This is a genomic window from Streptomyces goshikiensis (assembly GCF_014650555.1).
Classification (GTDB): Bacteria; Actinomycetota; Actinomycetes; order Streptomycetales; family Streptomycetaceae; genus Streptomyces; species Streptomyces goshikiensis.
The window spans coordinates 200,827-214,250 of the sequence record NZ_BMVE01000001.1 but is presented as its reverse complement, the minus strand read 5'-3'; the positions used below and the strand labels follow the sequence as shown (position 1 = coordinate 214,250).

Here is a 13,424-nt window from a genome sequence, read left to right as displayed (position 1 = left end):
TGGGTGCGGCGTACGCCGATCAGCCGGCCAGGGCCGAAGGGGTGGGGGCCGGTTCCGGTTCCCCCGCGAGCGGAGCCGGGCTCCCGGCGCCGCGCAGCGCCGACGCGGCGAGCAGAGCCGCTCCGAGCAGCAGGACCGTTCCGCCCCAGGCGGCGTACTGCATTCCGTGGACGAAGGCCTCGCGGGCCAGGTCCAGCACCCGCTCGCCCGTCTCCCCGCCGAGCCCCCGGGCCGTGGCGACCGCGCCGCCCAGGGTCTCCCGTACCGCCGGCTCCTGCCCCGCCAGGTCGCTCCGGTAGACCGCGGTGCCGAGGCTGCCGAGGAGCGCCATGCCGAGGGCGCCGCCGAACTCCTGCCCCGTCTCCAGCAGGGAGGCCGCCGAGCCGGCCTTCTCGGCGGGGGCCGAGCCCAGGGCCATGTCGCCGACCAGGGACATCACGGTGACGATCCCGGAGGCGAGCACTCCCGCGCCGGTCAGCAGGAGCCAGAGGGAATCCGTACCGACCAGGCCGATCAGGGCGAACCCGGCCGCGGCGAGGGCGAAGCCGCCGGCGATGACGTAGGCCCGGTCGACCTTCTGGGCCAGGGCCGCGCCGGCGGGGGCGGCGGCGCCGATGACGAGGGACGGGGCCAGGCTCCACAGGGCGGCTTCCAGGGTGCCCATGGCGAGGACCGACTGCAGGTACTGGGTGGTGAAGTAGGCCGAGCCCATCATGGCGAAGGCGGCGACCGTGTTCAGCGCGATGCCGGACCCGAAACCGCGGCCCTGGAACAGGGCCCGGCTGACCATGGCGTCCTCACGGGTGCGCTGGCGGCGGACGAAGAGGTACCCGAAGGCCAGGCCGACGGCGAGGCAGCCCAGGTAGAGCGGCTCGAAGCCCTCGGCGGCGATCTCCTTGAGCCCGTAGACGAGGGGCAGCACGGCGGCCGTGGACAGCGGGACGCTCAGCAGGTCGAAGCGGCCGGGGGCCGGGTCCTTGAACTCCGGGACCAGGACCGGGACCAGGACGAGCAGGAGCAGCATCGCGGGGACGTTGATCAGGAAGACGGAACCCCACCAGAAGTGGTTCAGCATCAGTCCGCTCATGACCGAGCCGAGGGCGATGCCGCCGGTCATGGCGCCGGACCAGAGGGCGATGGCCTTGCCGCGCTGGCGGGCGTCCTGGAAGAGGTTGCGCACCAGGGCGAGGGTGGAGGGCATCAGGGTCGCGCCGCCGATGCCGAGCAGGACGCGGGCCGCGATGAGCATCTCGGCGCTGGTGGCGTAGGCGGCGCCGACGGAGGCGAGCCCGAACGCGGCGGCGCCGGCCAGCAGGAGCCTGCGGCGGCCGATCCGGTCGCCGAGGGAACCCATCGTGATCAGCAGGCCGGAGAGGGCGAAGGCGTAGCTGTCGAAGATCCAGAGCTGCTGGGTGGCGCTGGGGTCGAGCTCCCCGGTGATGGCGGGGATGGCGAAGTAGAGGACGGAGACGTCCATCGAGACCAGGAGCAGGGGCAGCAGGAGGACGGTGAAGGCGGTCCATTCCCGGCGGCCGGCGAGGCGCGTGGCGGGGTTCCCGGAGTTCGCGGAGTTCGCGGGGTTCGTCATGAGCAGCAATGTACAAGCGTCATAAACGTCTGTCTAGTACGAGCGTATGGAACGTGCGTCTGTGACGCTTGTCTTGCTAGGCTGCGGACATGGGACACCGAGAAGATCTGCTCGAAGGCGCGAAGAAGTGCCTGGTCGAGAAGGGGTTCGTGCGCACGACGGCGCGCGACATCGTCAAGGCCTCCGGCGCCAATCTGGCGTCCATCGGCTACCACTACGGCTCGAAGGACGCGCTGCTCACGCAGGCGTTCACCGAGCTCATGGAGGAGTGGGGGGAGGTCTTCAAGACCGGCGTCGACGGCGAGGGCGGCTCGCTGGAGCGGTTCCGCCAGGTCTGGGACGGCGTGCTCTCCCAGCACGCCGCCGGGGCCGGGCCGGTCTGGGCGGCGAGCATGGAGGTCGCGCTGAGCGGCGACCGGCTGCCGGAGCTGCGGACGCTGCTGGCCGGCTCGCAGGGGGAGGGGCGGCGGGGGCTGATCGCCATGTTCACCGGGCGGCCGGAGGAGGGGATCACGGAGCGGGAGGTCCGCACCCTCGGCGCGTTCTACCAGGCGCTGCTGAACGGGCTGGTCATCCAGTGGCTCTTCGACCCCGAGTCGGCGGCGACGGCCGAGGAACTCACGGACGGCATGCGCCAGGCCGCCGAAGCCATGACACCCGCCACCCCGTCCTGACGCACGGCCGCCCCGGCCCGCGCGCCCGGCGAGGAGGCCCCGTCGAGGCGGACAGGCCCTACGGCCCGGGCCCGCCGCCCGTACGCCGCCCCGGTCCGCGCGCGCCCGGCGCTGCGCGGCCCGGCGGGGTTAGTTGCCGCGCCAGATGTTGTCGAAGGCGGCGTCTTCGATGGCGCGGCGCTGGCGGACGGCTTCGAGTTCCATCAGGGCGTCGTTGACGGCGGCCAGCACCGTGGCCGTCGTGTCGTCCGGCACGGCCGGAGGTTCCTCGGCGGTGCCGATCCCGACGGCCTCCGCGAGCGAGGCCAGGACCGGTTCGGCCGCGGTCCAGCGGTCCGCCGCCCGGCGGCGGTCGGGGGAGTCCGCCAGCGTCGGCTGTCCGCGGCGGCGTTGCCGGACGAGCTGGCCCTCGGCCTCCAGGGCGGCCAGATACGCCGACGGCAGGTCCTGGCCCCGGCGCCACAGCCAGTCCGCGACCGACTCGTACGGCGCCTCGCGCACCAGCGCCGCCGCGGCCGCTTCCAGCAGCGGGTCGGCCGCCGGCGGCCGGTGGCCCGGCTCCGGCACGATGCGGTCGTCGGCCAGGGTGGCCGTCCGGTCCGCCAGGAGGTCCAGCAGCTCGGCCCCCGCGAGGGCGAGCGCGAGGTCGCCCCGCCCCACGGGGCGCTCGGGCGCCACGTCCAAGGCGATGATCATCAGGTCCCGCGGTGTGGTCATGGAGGCTCCCCGTCACGGCCGCCGGCGCGGCCGCCGGAACCAGCAGAGCAGCTCCGGCCCGATCGCGCACCCCGAACGGCGCAGCCCGCCCACATCAGCTGTGCAGACGCGCCGACTTGAGGGCCATGTGGAGCAGCAGCCGGTCCTCGCCCTCGTCCAGGTCGAGCCCGGTCAGCTGCTCGACGCGGGACAGCCGGTAGTACAGCGTCTGGCGGTGGATGCCCAGGGCCGCCGCGGCCCGCCCCGCCTGGCCCGCGGAGTCGAGGAACACCTCGGCGGTGCGGGCGAGTTCCCGGTGCGCGGGGGCCAGCAGGGCCCGGGTCGCGGGATCGTCCACCGGGTCCGCCGCCAGCGCGGCCAGCATCCGGTACGGGCCGATGGCCGACCACTGCGCCACCGGACCGAGCCGGGGCTGGGCCGCCGCCGCCCGGGCGCCCGCCGAGGCCTCGGTCCAGGCGTCGGCGAGGGTCGCAAGTCCCCGCCGGGGTTCCCCGATCCCGGCGGTCGGCGTCCCCGGCTGCCCGGCGCCCGCGGCCAGCCGCGTCGCCAGCGTCACGGCCGGGGTCGCGACGTCCGCCGAGCGGAGCCGGACCAGCAGCGCGAGGGCCTGCTCCGCCGGGCCGTCCTCCTCGCGCCCCCGCCACGGCACCAGGCACACCGCCGCCGCTCCCGGCACCGAGGCCGGTACCTCCCCGGCCCACGGCGCCACGCACACCGCCGCGTGCAGCCCGTCGGCCCCCGGCCCCAGGGCCTCCCGCAGCGCCGCCACCGCCATGTCCTGCTGCCAGCCCCGCCCCGCCGTGAGCACCGCCAGGAACTCCCGGGACAGGTCCGCCCCCGCCTTCGCCTCCTCGGCGAGCAGGACCCCGATCCGCTGCGCCACCTCCATCGCGGCGTCCAGGGCCGCCGGCCCCGGGCCGGGGTCCTGGCCGCCGGCGTCCTGGTCGAGGAGCCACACGTAGCCCTGGACGATGCCCCGGTACCGCACCGGCAGGCAGATCCGCCCCCGGAAGACCCCCGCGTCCGGTGCCGCCGGGATCCGCACCGGTCCGGTGGCGCGGGCGATGCCGAAGCCCTCGAACCAGGACCGGACGGCCGCGGTCGACTGGCGGGTCAGGATCGAGCGGGTGCGCACGGGATCCATGGCGAGATCGTCGTCGCTGTCGTGCGCGCCGAAGGCGATCAGCCGGAAGTCCCGGTTCTCCAGCGTCGCGGGGGCCCCGAGCAGCGCCGAAATCTCGTCCACCAGGTCCTGGTAATCGCCCTTCACCCGGACATTCTCCCACCCCGCAAGGAGGTCTTCAGACAGATGTATGAGATCGCGGCCACGGATGCGTGACAGCTGTCGATGGCAGACGATCGACGCGATCCCTAGGTTTCACGGTGGTTTCACTTGAGTTTTCCTGTACGTCCGCAGCCCATCCCCCGCGGCGGGCCGTATGACTGCTTCTGCCACCCGTTGGAGGTGCCCCGTGCTGGGTCCCGCGATCCTCGCCGCCTCGCGCAGCGACAAGATGCGCCGAATCGTCTCTGCCGCCCCGGTGACCAAGCCCGTGGTGAACCGCTTCATCCCCGGCGAGACGGTCGACCAGGTCATCCCGATCGTCGAGGACCTGACCCGCAAGGGCCTGGAGGTCACCCTCGACGTCGTCGGCGAGGACATCACGACCGTCGAGCAGTCCTACGCCGCGCGTGACGCCTACCTGGAGCTCATCGCGCGCCTCGCCGGCCTGGGCCTCGGCGAGAAGGCCGAGATGTCGGTCAAGCTGTCGATGTTCGGCCAGGCGCTGGAGGGCGGCCACGAGCTCGCCCTCGCCAACGTCCGCCCGGTCGTCGAGGCCGCCGCCGCCATCGGCACCACCGTCACGCTGGACGCCGAGGACCACACCACCCTCGACTCGATGTTCGCCATCCACGAGGAGCTGCGCCGGGACTTCCCGCAGACCGGCTGCGTGATCCAGGCGTACCTGTTCCGCACCGAGGCCGACGCCCGCCGCCTGGCCGCCGCCGGCAGCCGCGTCCGGATCGTGAAGGGCGCCTACAAGGAGCCCGCCGAGGTCGCGTACCTGGACAAGGCCGAGATCGACAAGGCGTACGTCCGCATCCTGAAGATCCTGATGGAGGGCGAGGGCTACCCGATGATCGGGTCCCACGACCCGCGGCTCATCGCCATCAGCCAGGAGCTCGCCCGCACCGCGGGGCGCAAACTGGACGAGTACGAGTTCCAGATGCTGTACGGGATCCGCAGCGAGGAGCACCTGCGGCTCGCCGCCGAGGGCCACCGCATGCGCGTCTACACCGCGTACGGGACCGACTGGTACGGCTACTTCATGCGCCGCCTCGCCGAGAAGCCGGCCAACCTGCTCTTCTTCGTCCGCTCGATGATCACCAAGAACTAGGTCCTAGAACAAGGTCAAGGAGTTACCAGACCCATGGATGCTGTGACCCAGGTCCCCGCGCCGGTCAACGAGCCGGTCCACTCGTACGCCCCCGGCAGCGCCGAGCGCGTGCGTCTCGAAGAGCAGCTCAAGCAGCTGTCCGAGAACCCCATCGAACTTCCCATGACGATCGACGGCGTCAAGCGCATGGGCGGCGGTGAGCGCTTCGACGTGGTCCAGCCCCACGACCACAAGTCCGTCATCGGCACCTACGCCAACGCCACCGAGGCCGACGCCCAGGAAGCCGTGGACGCCGCCCTGGCCGCCGCCCCGGCGTGGCGCGCGATGTCCTTCGACGACCGCGCCGCGATCATCCTGCGCGCCGCCGAGCTGCTGGCCGGCCCGTGGCGCGAGAAGCTGGCCGCCTCCACCATGCTGGGCCAGTCGAAGACCGCGCAGCAGGCCGAGATCGACACCCCCTGCGAGCTCGTCGACTTCTGGCGCTTCAACGTCCACTTCGCCCGCCAGATCCTGGCCGAGCAGCCCGCCGCGAACAGCGCCGGCGTGTGGAACCGCAGCGACCACCGCCCGCTGGAGGGCTTCGTCTACGCGATCACGCCGTTCAACTTCACGGCCATCGCGGGCAACCTGCCGACCGCCCCGGCCCTGATGGGCAACGTGGTCGTGTGGAAGCCGTCCCCGACGCAGACGCACTCCGCGGTCCTGCTGATGGAGCTCCTGGAGGCGGCCGGTCTGCCCAAGGGCGTCATCAACCTGGTGACCGGCGACGGCATCGCCGTCTCCGAGGTGGCCCTGAACCACCCCGAGCTGGCCGGCATCCACTTCACCGGCTCGACCAAGACCTTCCAGTACCTGTGGAAGACGGTCGGCAACAACATCGAGAAGTACCGCTCCTACCCGCGCCTGGTCGGCGAGACCGGCGGCAAGGACTTCGTCGTCGCCCACCCGAGCGCCGACCGCGGCATCCTGAAGACCGCCCTGACCCGCGGCTCCTTCGAGTTCCAGGGCCAGAAGTGCTCGGCGTCCTCGCGCGCCTACGTCCCGGCCTCGATCTGGAACGACGGCTTCAAGGAGGCCTTCGCGGCCGAGGTCGACGGCATCGCCATGGGTGACGTCCGCGACCTGACGAACTTCATCGGCGCCGTCATCGACGAGCGCTCGTTCGCCAAGAACAAGGCCGCGATCGACCGCGCCAAGGCCGACCCGACCTGCACCGTCGTCGCCGGTGGCACGTACGACGACACGGAGGGCTACTTCGTCCGCCCGACCGTCATCGAGTGCACCGACCCGGAGAACGAGGTCTTCACGACCGAGTACTTCGGCCCGATCCTCGCGATCCACGTCTACGAGGACGACAAGTACGACGAGATGCTCGCCCAGATGGAGAACGTCTCGGCGTACGCCCTCACCGGCGCCGTCATCGCGCAGGACCGCTACGCGGCCGCCGACACGATGGAGAAGCTCCGCTTCGCGGCGGGCAACTTCTACATCAACGACAAGTCGACCGGCGCCGTCGTCGGCCAGCAGCCCTTCGGCGGCGGCCGAGCCTCGGGTACGAACGACAAGGCGGGCGCGGCGTCGAACCTGCTGCGCTGGACCTCGACCCGCTCCATCAAGGAGACCCTGGTCCCGCCGACCGAGTACGGCTACCCCCACATGGGCTGATCCCGCCCACCGCTGAACCCCGCCCCCGCTCCGGTACCCCCAAGTCCGGTGCGGGGGCGGTTCCAGTTCCTCAGACCTCGACGACGACCTGGTCCAGGGACTTGCGCAGCAGGTCCGGGACCTCGCAGTCGTCGGCGGGGTAGCCGACCGGGATGACCGCGAAGGCCTTCTCGTTCTCCGGGCGCTCCAGGACGTGGGCCAGGAAGCGCATCGGGCTCGGGGTGTGGACCAGGGCGGCGAGGCCGCTGAGGTGGAGGGCGGAGAGCAGCATGCCGACCGCGATGCCGACCGACTCGTCGACGTAGTAGTGCTTGCGCTTGGTGCCGTCGGGGCCGAGCCAGTAGCGCTGCTGGAAGACCACGATCAGCGCCGGGGCGTCGGTGAGGTGCGTCTTGACGGCGTCCGTGCCGATGGGGCGCAGGGCGGCGAGCCATTCGTCGCCGAGGCGGCCGTCGTAGGAGAGCTCCTCCTCCTGCTCGGCGGCGGCGCGGATCTGCTGCCGGACGACCGGGTCCTTGACCAGGACGAAGGTCCACGGCTGCTGGTGCGCCCCGGACGGCGCGGTCGCGGCGCAGGCGACGGCGTCCAGGACGGCCTGTGCGGGGACGGGGTCGCGGGAGAAGTGCCGTACGGTGCGGCGCTCTTCCATGCGGGCTCGCAGCTCGGCGGCACGCGCGAGGGACTCCCCGCCCGGCATCCGCGCGGGGCGGTAGGGCGTGGGACGGTACGGCTCACCGTGCGTGGGCGCCCAGCGCTCGCGCTCGGCCCCGGGTGTGGTGTCAGGCGGCATGCACCGATCTTCACGCGGGGGAACCGGGCGCCGCCAGGGCGGCGTCATGACCCACTGTCCGTTGTGTACTGACAGGGGGGCTATGGGTATGGCGACCACCAGTCGATTCCTCGCGTGGGACGGCTGCTTCAACGCGCGCGATCTCGGCGGCCCGGGACGCCTCGCCCCGGGAGCACTGGTCCGCGCCGACCGGCTCGACGCACTCACCGGGCGCGGCTGGACCGCGCTGGCCGGGCACGGCGTGCGGACCGTGGTCGACCTGCGCAATGACGACGAGCCCGGAGTGGACCACGCACCCCGCCCGGCCTGGCTGAAGACGGTCCGAGTCCCACTCGACGGCATCGAGCACCGGGACTTCTGGGACACCTGGTGGGACACCCCGGGCTTTGGGACCCCCGCCTATTTCCGGCCTTTCCTGGAGCGCTTCCCGGACCGCGTCGCCGCGGTCGCCCGGGCGGTCGCCGAGGCGCCGCCCGGGGGAGTCGTGTTCCACTGCGGCCTGGGCCGCGACCGCACCGGGATCATCGCGCTCGTGCTGCTGCGGCTCATGGGCGCCGGCCCGGAGGAGATCGCCGCCGACCACGGGCTGAGCGAGCCGCGGGTACGGGCGATGCACGCTGCGCGGGGACTTCCGTACGAGGACACCGAGATCGGGGAGTACGTCGCCTCCCTCGGTACCACCGTCCATGCCCTGGCCCGCGACACCGCCGCGTGGCTGGACGCGGAGGGGTGCCTGCGGGAGGGCGGGCTGAGGACGGGGGAGCTGGCGCGGCCGCGCGGCAGACTGGGGGCATGAGCGATACGTACGTCCGCCTCGTGCACACCGGGCAGCTGGGACCGGAGGATCTGGCCGCGGTGCGGGCGCTGCTGGACGGTGCCTTCGAGGGGGACTTCGGGGACGAGGACTTCGAGCACGCCCTCGGCGGCATGCACGCGCTGGTGTACGAGGAGGGGGAGCCGGTCGCGCACGGGAGCGTGGTCCAGCGGCGGGTGCTGCACGGCGGGCGGGCGCTGCGCGCCGGGTACGTCGAGGCCGTCGCCGTCCGCGCCGACCGGCGCCGGCTCGGGCTGGGCGGGGAGGTGATGGCCGCCCTGGAGACGGTGATCGGGCGGGCCTACGTGCTGGGCGCGCTCTCGGCGTCCGAGGCCGGGGCGGCCCTGTACACGGGCCGGGGCTGGCGGCCGTACCCCGGGCGGATCGGGGTGCTGGGCCCGGACGGGCCGGTGCGGCTGGCCGAGGAGGAGGGCTCCACCTTCGTGTGGACACCGCCCGGCGGGATCCCGCCGGATCCCGCCGGGCGGCTCGACTTCGACTGGCGCGACGGCGACGTCCTGTAGACGTCAGCCGGAGACGCTGGGCGCGCCCGTCTCGATGTGGCCGGTGTAGCGGCGCGACCAGGTGCCGTCGGAGTCCGCGAGGACGGTGAAGTCGTACCAGCCCTTGCTGTAGTGCACCGCGTTGAAGAAGTCCTCGCGCGAGGAGCCCGCCGGGACCGTGTACGTCCACGGGCCGTCCGTGCGGTAGGCGTTCGAGCGGATGGTGAAGGTGACCGGGGAGGCCGAGGTGTTGGTCATCTTGAAGTAGACGGCCGTCTTGCCCGTGCCCGGCTCGACCGCGAAGCGGGACGCGACCTCGATCGCCTTGCCCGCCTTCGACGCGTCGCCGATGAACCGCCGCAGGAACCGGTTCGGGCCGTACATCGAGATGTCGTACTTCCCGGAGCCGCTGCCGAGCCCGATGCTGAACCAGTCGGTCGACGTGGCGCCCGGATCCACCGTGTACTGCCAGGCCGCCGTGTCCCGGTGCTGGTGCGGGTGGATCGAGAAGTGCGCCGGCCGTTTGGCCTGCGCCCCCTGGTTGCTCATCGAGAACCAGGCCAGGATCTGCCCGGCCGCCCCGAACTCGAAGCGGTCCAGGTTGCCGTTGACCTGGTACGGGAGCGCCCGCGCCGGCCGGGTGCCGGACTCCTGCGCCGGCAGGGCGTTGTCCTGCGGCGCCGGGTTGGGCAGCGGGCCGCAGGTCGACTGGCCGATGACCTTCGCCGTGGACGGCAGGCCGGCGGGGACCCCGTAGACGGGACGGGCGAAGTCGAAGACGCCCGTCAGGTCGCCCACCGCCTTGCGGCGCCACGCGCTGATGTTCGCGCAGGCCGCCGGGGTGCCGAGGGCGGACGACCAGGTCTCCATGAACCGCAGCACCGAGGTGTGGTCGAAGACCTCCGAGCTCACCCAGCCGCCCCGGGTCCACGGCGACATCACGATCATCGGGACGCGGAAGCCGAGGCCGATCGGGAGGCCGTCGATGTACTCGTCCGCGGTGCCGGGCGGGGCGACCGGCGGCGCCACGTGGTCGAAGAAGCCGTCGTTCTCGTCGTAGTTCAGGAAGAGGACCGTGGAGTCGAAGACCTCGGGGTTCGCCGACAGCGCCCGGTAGACCAGGTCCACGAAGTGGGCGCCGTCGCCGGGAGGGGCGTACGGGTGCTCCGAGAAGGCCTCGTTCGCCACGACCCAGGACACCTGCGGCAGCGTGCCCGCGACCACGTCGGCGCGGATCGCGGCCGCGATGTCGTCCGGGGTGGAGCCGGTGACCCTCGGGACGGAGGCCATGCCGCGGTCCCACAGCGGGTTGCCGGGGGCGGCGTCCGTGAACTTCTTGAAGTAGGCCAGACCGTTGTCCCCGTAGTTGTCCTGGGCGTTCTGGTAGACCTTCCAGCTCATGCCGGCCCGCTGGAGGGCCTCCGCGTACGTCTCCCAGGTCAGCCCCGACTCGTCGCCGCCGTCCTTGCTGCCCGCGTCGACCTTCCCGCTCCACAGGAACGTGCGGTTGGGGCCGGTGGCGCTGAGGGCGGAGCAGAAGTACGCGTCACAGATCGTGTAGTTGTCGGCGAGGCCGTAGTGGAACGGTATGTCGCCCCGGTCCAGGTGGCCGAGGGTGCGGGTGTTGCCGACGCCGATGACCCAGTTGTCCATCCGGCCCTTGTTCCAGGCGGCGTGCTGCGAGGTCCAGCTGTGGGGGAGGTCTCCGGTGCACTGGGCCAGGGTCTCGCTGTCGGCCCCGCCGGCCGGCGGGGTGGCGGACAGTTTCCACGGGTACTGGCGGCCGCCCCAGTTCGGCTGGTTGAAGGTGCCCCAGCCGCCCGGGATGTTGCCGGCGGCGCGGTCGCCGAAGCCGCGGACGCCCTTCAGCCTGCCGAAGTAGTGGTCGAAGCTGCGGTTCTCCTGCATCAGGATCACCACGTGCTTCACGTCGGTGATCGTGCCGGACGCGGTGGCGGCCGCCGTCGAGGTCGGCGTGATCGCGGGCAGGGTCGCCCCCGCCACCAGCCCGGCGCCGATTCCCACGAAACCCCTGCGGCTGATCGGTGTCACTGGTTGCTCGCCTCCAACTCGGATGCCCCGCTGGCACAATGACGGCAAGGGTGGCCGGAGCCGGCCCAAAGGTCTACCTCCGCGCGGTAAGAAAACGGTGAACATCCGGTTGGCCGGATTCAGCTGGTGAGACGGACCAGCATCTTGCCCAGATTGTCCCCCCGCAGCATGCCCAGGAAAGCCTCCACCATGTGATCGATTCCCTGGACAACGGTGGTGTCGGTGCCCACGCGGCCGCTGCGCAGATGCGGCACGAGGAAGTCCTCCAGCTCGTCCTGGAGATTGGTGTGGTTGCGAACCAATACCCCTTCCAGGCGGAGCGACTTGTGTACGACCTCGAAGAGGTTGCGGGGGGCCGCCGGGGAACGGTCCCCGTTGTACATCGAGATCGCGCCGACCCAGGCCACCCGCCCGTACTCGCGCAGCGAGTCGATCGCCCCCTCCAGGTGGTCCCCGCCGACGTTGTCCACGTAGACGTCGATGCCGTCCGGCGCCGCCTGCGCGAGCTGCTCGCCGACCGGGCCGTCGTGGTAGTCGAAGGCCGCGTCGAAGCCGAGCGTGCCGGTCAGGTGACGGACCTTGGCCGCCGAGCCCGCGCTGCCGATGATCCGGCGGGCGCCGAGCAGCCGGGCGATGTGGCCGGTGGCGGTGCCGACCCCGCCCGCGGCGGCGGAGACGAACAGGTCCTCGCCCGCGCGCAGCCCGGCCGTCCGGGTGAGCGCGGCGTACGCGGTCAGGCCGGTGCCGCCGAGGATCGAGAGGTACGCCTCCAGGGGGACGCCCTCGTGGCCGCGCAGCCTGCGGGTGCCGTCCACGCCGAGGGTGACCAGGGCGTGGGTCCGCCAGCCGGAGCGGTGGAAGACCAGGTCGCCCTCGCTCAGCCCCGGATCGCGGGAGGCGATCACCCGCCCCACCGCGCGTCCCTCCAGCGGGGCGTCCAGCTCGAAGCCGCCCTCGCCGCCGTCCATCAGGCCGCGGTGGTAAGGGTCGACCGAGAGCAGGAGGTTCTCCACGAGCGCGGTGCCGGGGGCGGGGTCGGGGACCGGGGTGCGGACGAGGGTGAAGTCGGACGCGGCGGGGAAGCCGCTGGGGCGGGCGATCTGGTGAACGGCGTACGCCGTGCTCGTGGTCATGGGGAGGACGCTAGGAAGGAATCCCGGGCCCGGGCAGGGGGTTGCGTTCATGGAAGCCGCACATCCATGAACGCCGCTCATAGAACGAGGTGAGAGCCCCCGTGGCCGATCTGTCGCCGCAGGAACTCCGGGTCCTGGCCGCCGTCGCCGACTCCGGCGGCTTCTCCGCCGCCGGAGCCTTGCTGGGGCTCAGCCAGTCGGCCGTGTCGCACTCCGTGCGCGGCAGCGAGGCCAAGGTGGGCGCGGTGCTCTTCGAGCGCGGCCGGGGCGGGGCGAGCCCCACCCCGGCGGGGGAGCGGGCCGTCGCCCTCGCCCGCCGGATCCTTCGGATGTACGAGGTCCTCGGCGCGGAAGCCCGCGGCGCGGGCCGCGACACCGTGGCCGGGGTGCTCCGGATCGCCGCCTTCCGCAGCGCGGCCCTGCACCTGCTGCCGCCCGCGCTGGAACGGCTCACGGCCCGTCACCCCGGCATCCGGCCCGAGGTCCGGGTGGTCCGCGAACTCGGCGCCGGCACCGCGGGCGAGGTGGCCGCGGGCCGCGCCGACCTCGCGATCGCGACGCTGAACGCGGGCGGCGGCGGCGCGGGCGGCGGCGTGGGCGGCGCGACCGGCGCGACCGGGTCCGTACCCGCCGGGGCCGCGGCGCCGGGGCGGCTGCTGACCGGGGTGCTCCGGGAGGAGGCGTACGCCCTGGTCCACCCGGCCGGGCACCCGGACCCGAGGTCGCTGCCCCTGCTGGACTGGGACGAGAACTGCGGCTCGTACACCCGGGACTGGTGGCGGGCCCAGGACTGGATCCCCCGGGCCACCGTCAAGGCGGAGGACGACGGGATGGTGCTGACGATGGTCGGCCGGGGCCTCGGGATGGCGATCCTGCCCGAGCTGTCGCTGCGCGAGGCCACGGACGCCGTGGACATCACCGGTCTGGGCCCTTCGGGGCCGGTGAGACACGTGGGGTACGTCACTGCGCCGGAATCCGCCTCCACCCTGGCCGTAAGGGCTCTGATCAGGGAACTTCGCTCCGAAGCGGGCTGAATCGGAGGGCTGGGGAGGGGGTTTCCGGGGGGTCGGCCGTCTCAGATAGTAGGAA

At 72.7% G+C, this 13,424-nt stretch carries 12 protein-coding genes; 6 read left to right on the top strand and 6 right to left on the bottom strand.

From position 1 onward, the window contains the following. Window positions 1-19: 19 nt before the first annotated feature. On the bottom strand, window positions 20-1,588 hold the full coding sequence (locus IE248_RS01005; protein ID WP_190029793.1) for an MFS transporter: 1,569 nt from the start codon (window positions 1,586-1,588) through the stop codon (window positions 20-22). An 89-nt stretch (window positions 1,589-1,677) separates the two neighbouring features. Here IE248_RS01005 and IE248_RS01000 point away from each other — a divergent pair, with 89 nt between their 5' ends. Further along, on the top strand, window positions 1,678-2,262 hold the full coding sequence (locus IE248_RS01000) for a TetR/AcrR family transcriptional regulator (protein WP_008739792.1): 585 nt from the start codon (window positions 1,678-1,680) through the stop codon (window positions 2,260-2,262). Between the two features lie 129 nt (window positions 2,263-2,391). Here IE248_RS01000 and IE248_RS00995 read toward each other — a convergent pair whose 3' ends face one another. Further along, window positions 2,392-2,979, bottom strand: coding sequence for a GPP34 family phosphoprotein (locus tag IE248_RS00995; protein WP_008739794.1), 588 nt, complete (start codon window positions 2,977-2,979; stop codon window positions 2,392-2,394). A 94-nt stretch (window positions 2,980-3,073) separates the two neighbouring features. Continuing rightward, window positions 3,074-4,249 (bottom strand): PucR family transcriptional regulator, encoded by a 1,176-nt coding sequence (locus tag IE248_RS00990; protein WP_190029792.1) that lies wholly within the window; start codon window positions 4,247-4,249, stop codon window positions 3,074-3,076. A 202-nt stretch (window positions 4,250-4,451) separates the two neighbouring features. Between IE248_RS00990 and IE248_RS00985 the strand changes: the two genes are divergently transcribed. Both IE248_RS00985 and pruA read left to right on the top strand, forming a co-directional pair. Continuing rightward, window positions 4,452-5,378: a proline dehydrogenase family protein gene (locus tag IE248_RS00985; RefSeq protein WP_073772970.1), complete on the top strand. Its 927-nt coding sequence runs from the start codon at window positions 4,452-4,454 to the stop codon at window positions 5,376-5,378. 33 nt (window positions 5,379-5,411) lie between these two features. Then, window positions 5,412-7,043 (top strand): L-glutamate gamma-semialdehyde dehydrogenase, encoded by a 1,632-nt coding sequence (gene pruA / locus IE248_RS00980; RefSeq protein ID WP_008739801.1) that lies wholly within the window; start codon window positions 5,412-5,414, stop codon window positions 7,041-7,043. A 70-nt stretch (window positions 7,044-7,113) separates the two neighbouring features. Here the strand turns inward: pruA and IE248_RS00975 are convergent, their stop codons facing one another. Next, complete coding sequence (locus IE248_RS00975) at window positions 7,114-7,833, bottom strand: nitroreductase family protein (RefSeq protein WP_190029791.1); 720 nt, start codon at window positions 7,831-7,833, stop codon at window positions 7,114-7,116. Window positions 7,834-7,921: 88 nt separating this feature from the next. On the opposite strand from IE248_RS00975, the gene IE248_RS00970 reads away from it, so the two are divergent. Then, window positions 7,922-8,629 carry a tyrosine-protein phosphatase gene (locus IE248_RS00970; RefSeq protein WP_229895077.1) on the top strand — a complete coding sequence of 236 codons (708 nt, stop codon included), beginning with the start codon at window positions 7,922-7,924 and terminating at the stop codon, window positions 8,627-8,629. Then, entirely contained in the window at window positions 8,626-9,171 is a 546-nt protein-coding gene (locus IE248_RS00965; RefSeq protein WP_190029789.1) for a GNAT family N-acetyltransferase, read from the top strand. Before IE248_RS00970 ends, IE248_RS00965 begins: the two co-directional genes overlap by 4 nt. A 3-nt stretch (window positions 9,172-9,174) precedes the next feature. On the opposite strand, the gene IE248_RS00960 is transcribed toward IE248_RS00965, so the two are convergent. Together IE248_RS00960 and IE248_RS00955 are read right to left on the bottom strand one after the other, a co-directional pair. Beyond that, window positions 9,175-11,202 carry a phosphocholine-specific phospholipase C gene (locus tag IE248_RS00960; RefSeq protein ID WP_037792097.1) on the bottom strand — a complete coding sequence of 676 codons (2,028 nt, stop codon included), beginning with the start codon at window positions 11,200-11,202 and terminating at the stop codon, window positions 9,175-9,177. Window positions 11,203-11,321: 119 nt separating this feature from the next. Then, entirely contained in the window at window positions 11,322-12,335 is a 1,014-nt protein-coding gene (locus IE248_RS00955) for an NADP-dependent oxidoreductase (protein ID WP_190029788.1), read from the bottom strand. A gap of 101 nt (window positions 12,336-12,436) precedes the next feature. Here IE248_RS00955 and IE248_RS00950 point away from each other — a divergent pair, with 101 nt between their 5' ends. Continuing rightward, entirely contained in the window at window positions 12,437-13,369 is a 933-nt protein-coding gene (locus IE248_RS00950) for a LysR family transcriptional regulator (protein WP_190029787.1), read from the top strand. Window positions 13,370-13,424: the final 55 nt, after the last annotated feature.

Coding starts and splice junctions, on each gene's coding strand:
- IE248_RS01005 (WP_190029793.1), bottom strand. CDS start 1,588: ATGACGAACCCCGCGAACTCCGCGAACTCCGGGAACCCCGCCACGCGC.
- IE248_RS01000 (WP_008739792.1), top strand. CDS start 1,678: ATGGGACACCGAGAAGATCTGCTCGAAGGCGCGAAGAAGTGCCTGGTC.
- IE248_RS00995 (WP_008739794.1), bottom strand. CDS start 2,979: ATGACCACACCGCGGGACCTGATGATCATCGCCTTGGACGTGGCGCCC.
- pruA (WP_008739801.1), top strand. CDS start 5,412: ATGGATGCTGTGACCCAGGTCCCCGCGCCGGTCAACGAGCCGGTCCAC.
- IE248_RS00975 (WP_190029791.1), bottom strand. CDS start 7,833: ATGCCGCCTGACACCACACCCGGGGCCGAGCGCGAGCGCTGGGCGCCC.
- IE248_RS00970 (WP_229895077.1), top strand. CDS start 7,922: ATGGCGACCACCAGTCGATTCCTCGCGTGGGACGGCTGCTTCAACGCG.
- IE248_RS00965 (WP_190029789.1), top strand. CDS start 8,626: ATGAGCGATACGTACGTCCGCCTCGTGCACACCGGGCAGCTGGGACCG.
- IE248_RS00955 (WP_190029788.1), bottom strand. CDS start 12,335: ATGACCACGAGCACGGCGTACGCCGTTCACCAGATCGCCCGCCCCAGC.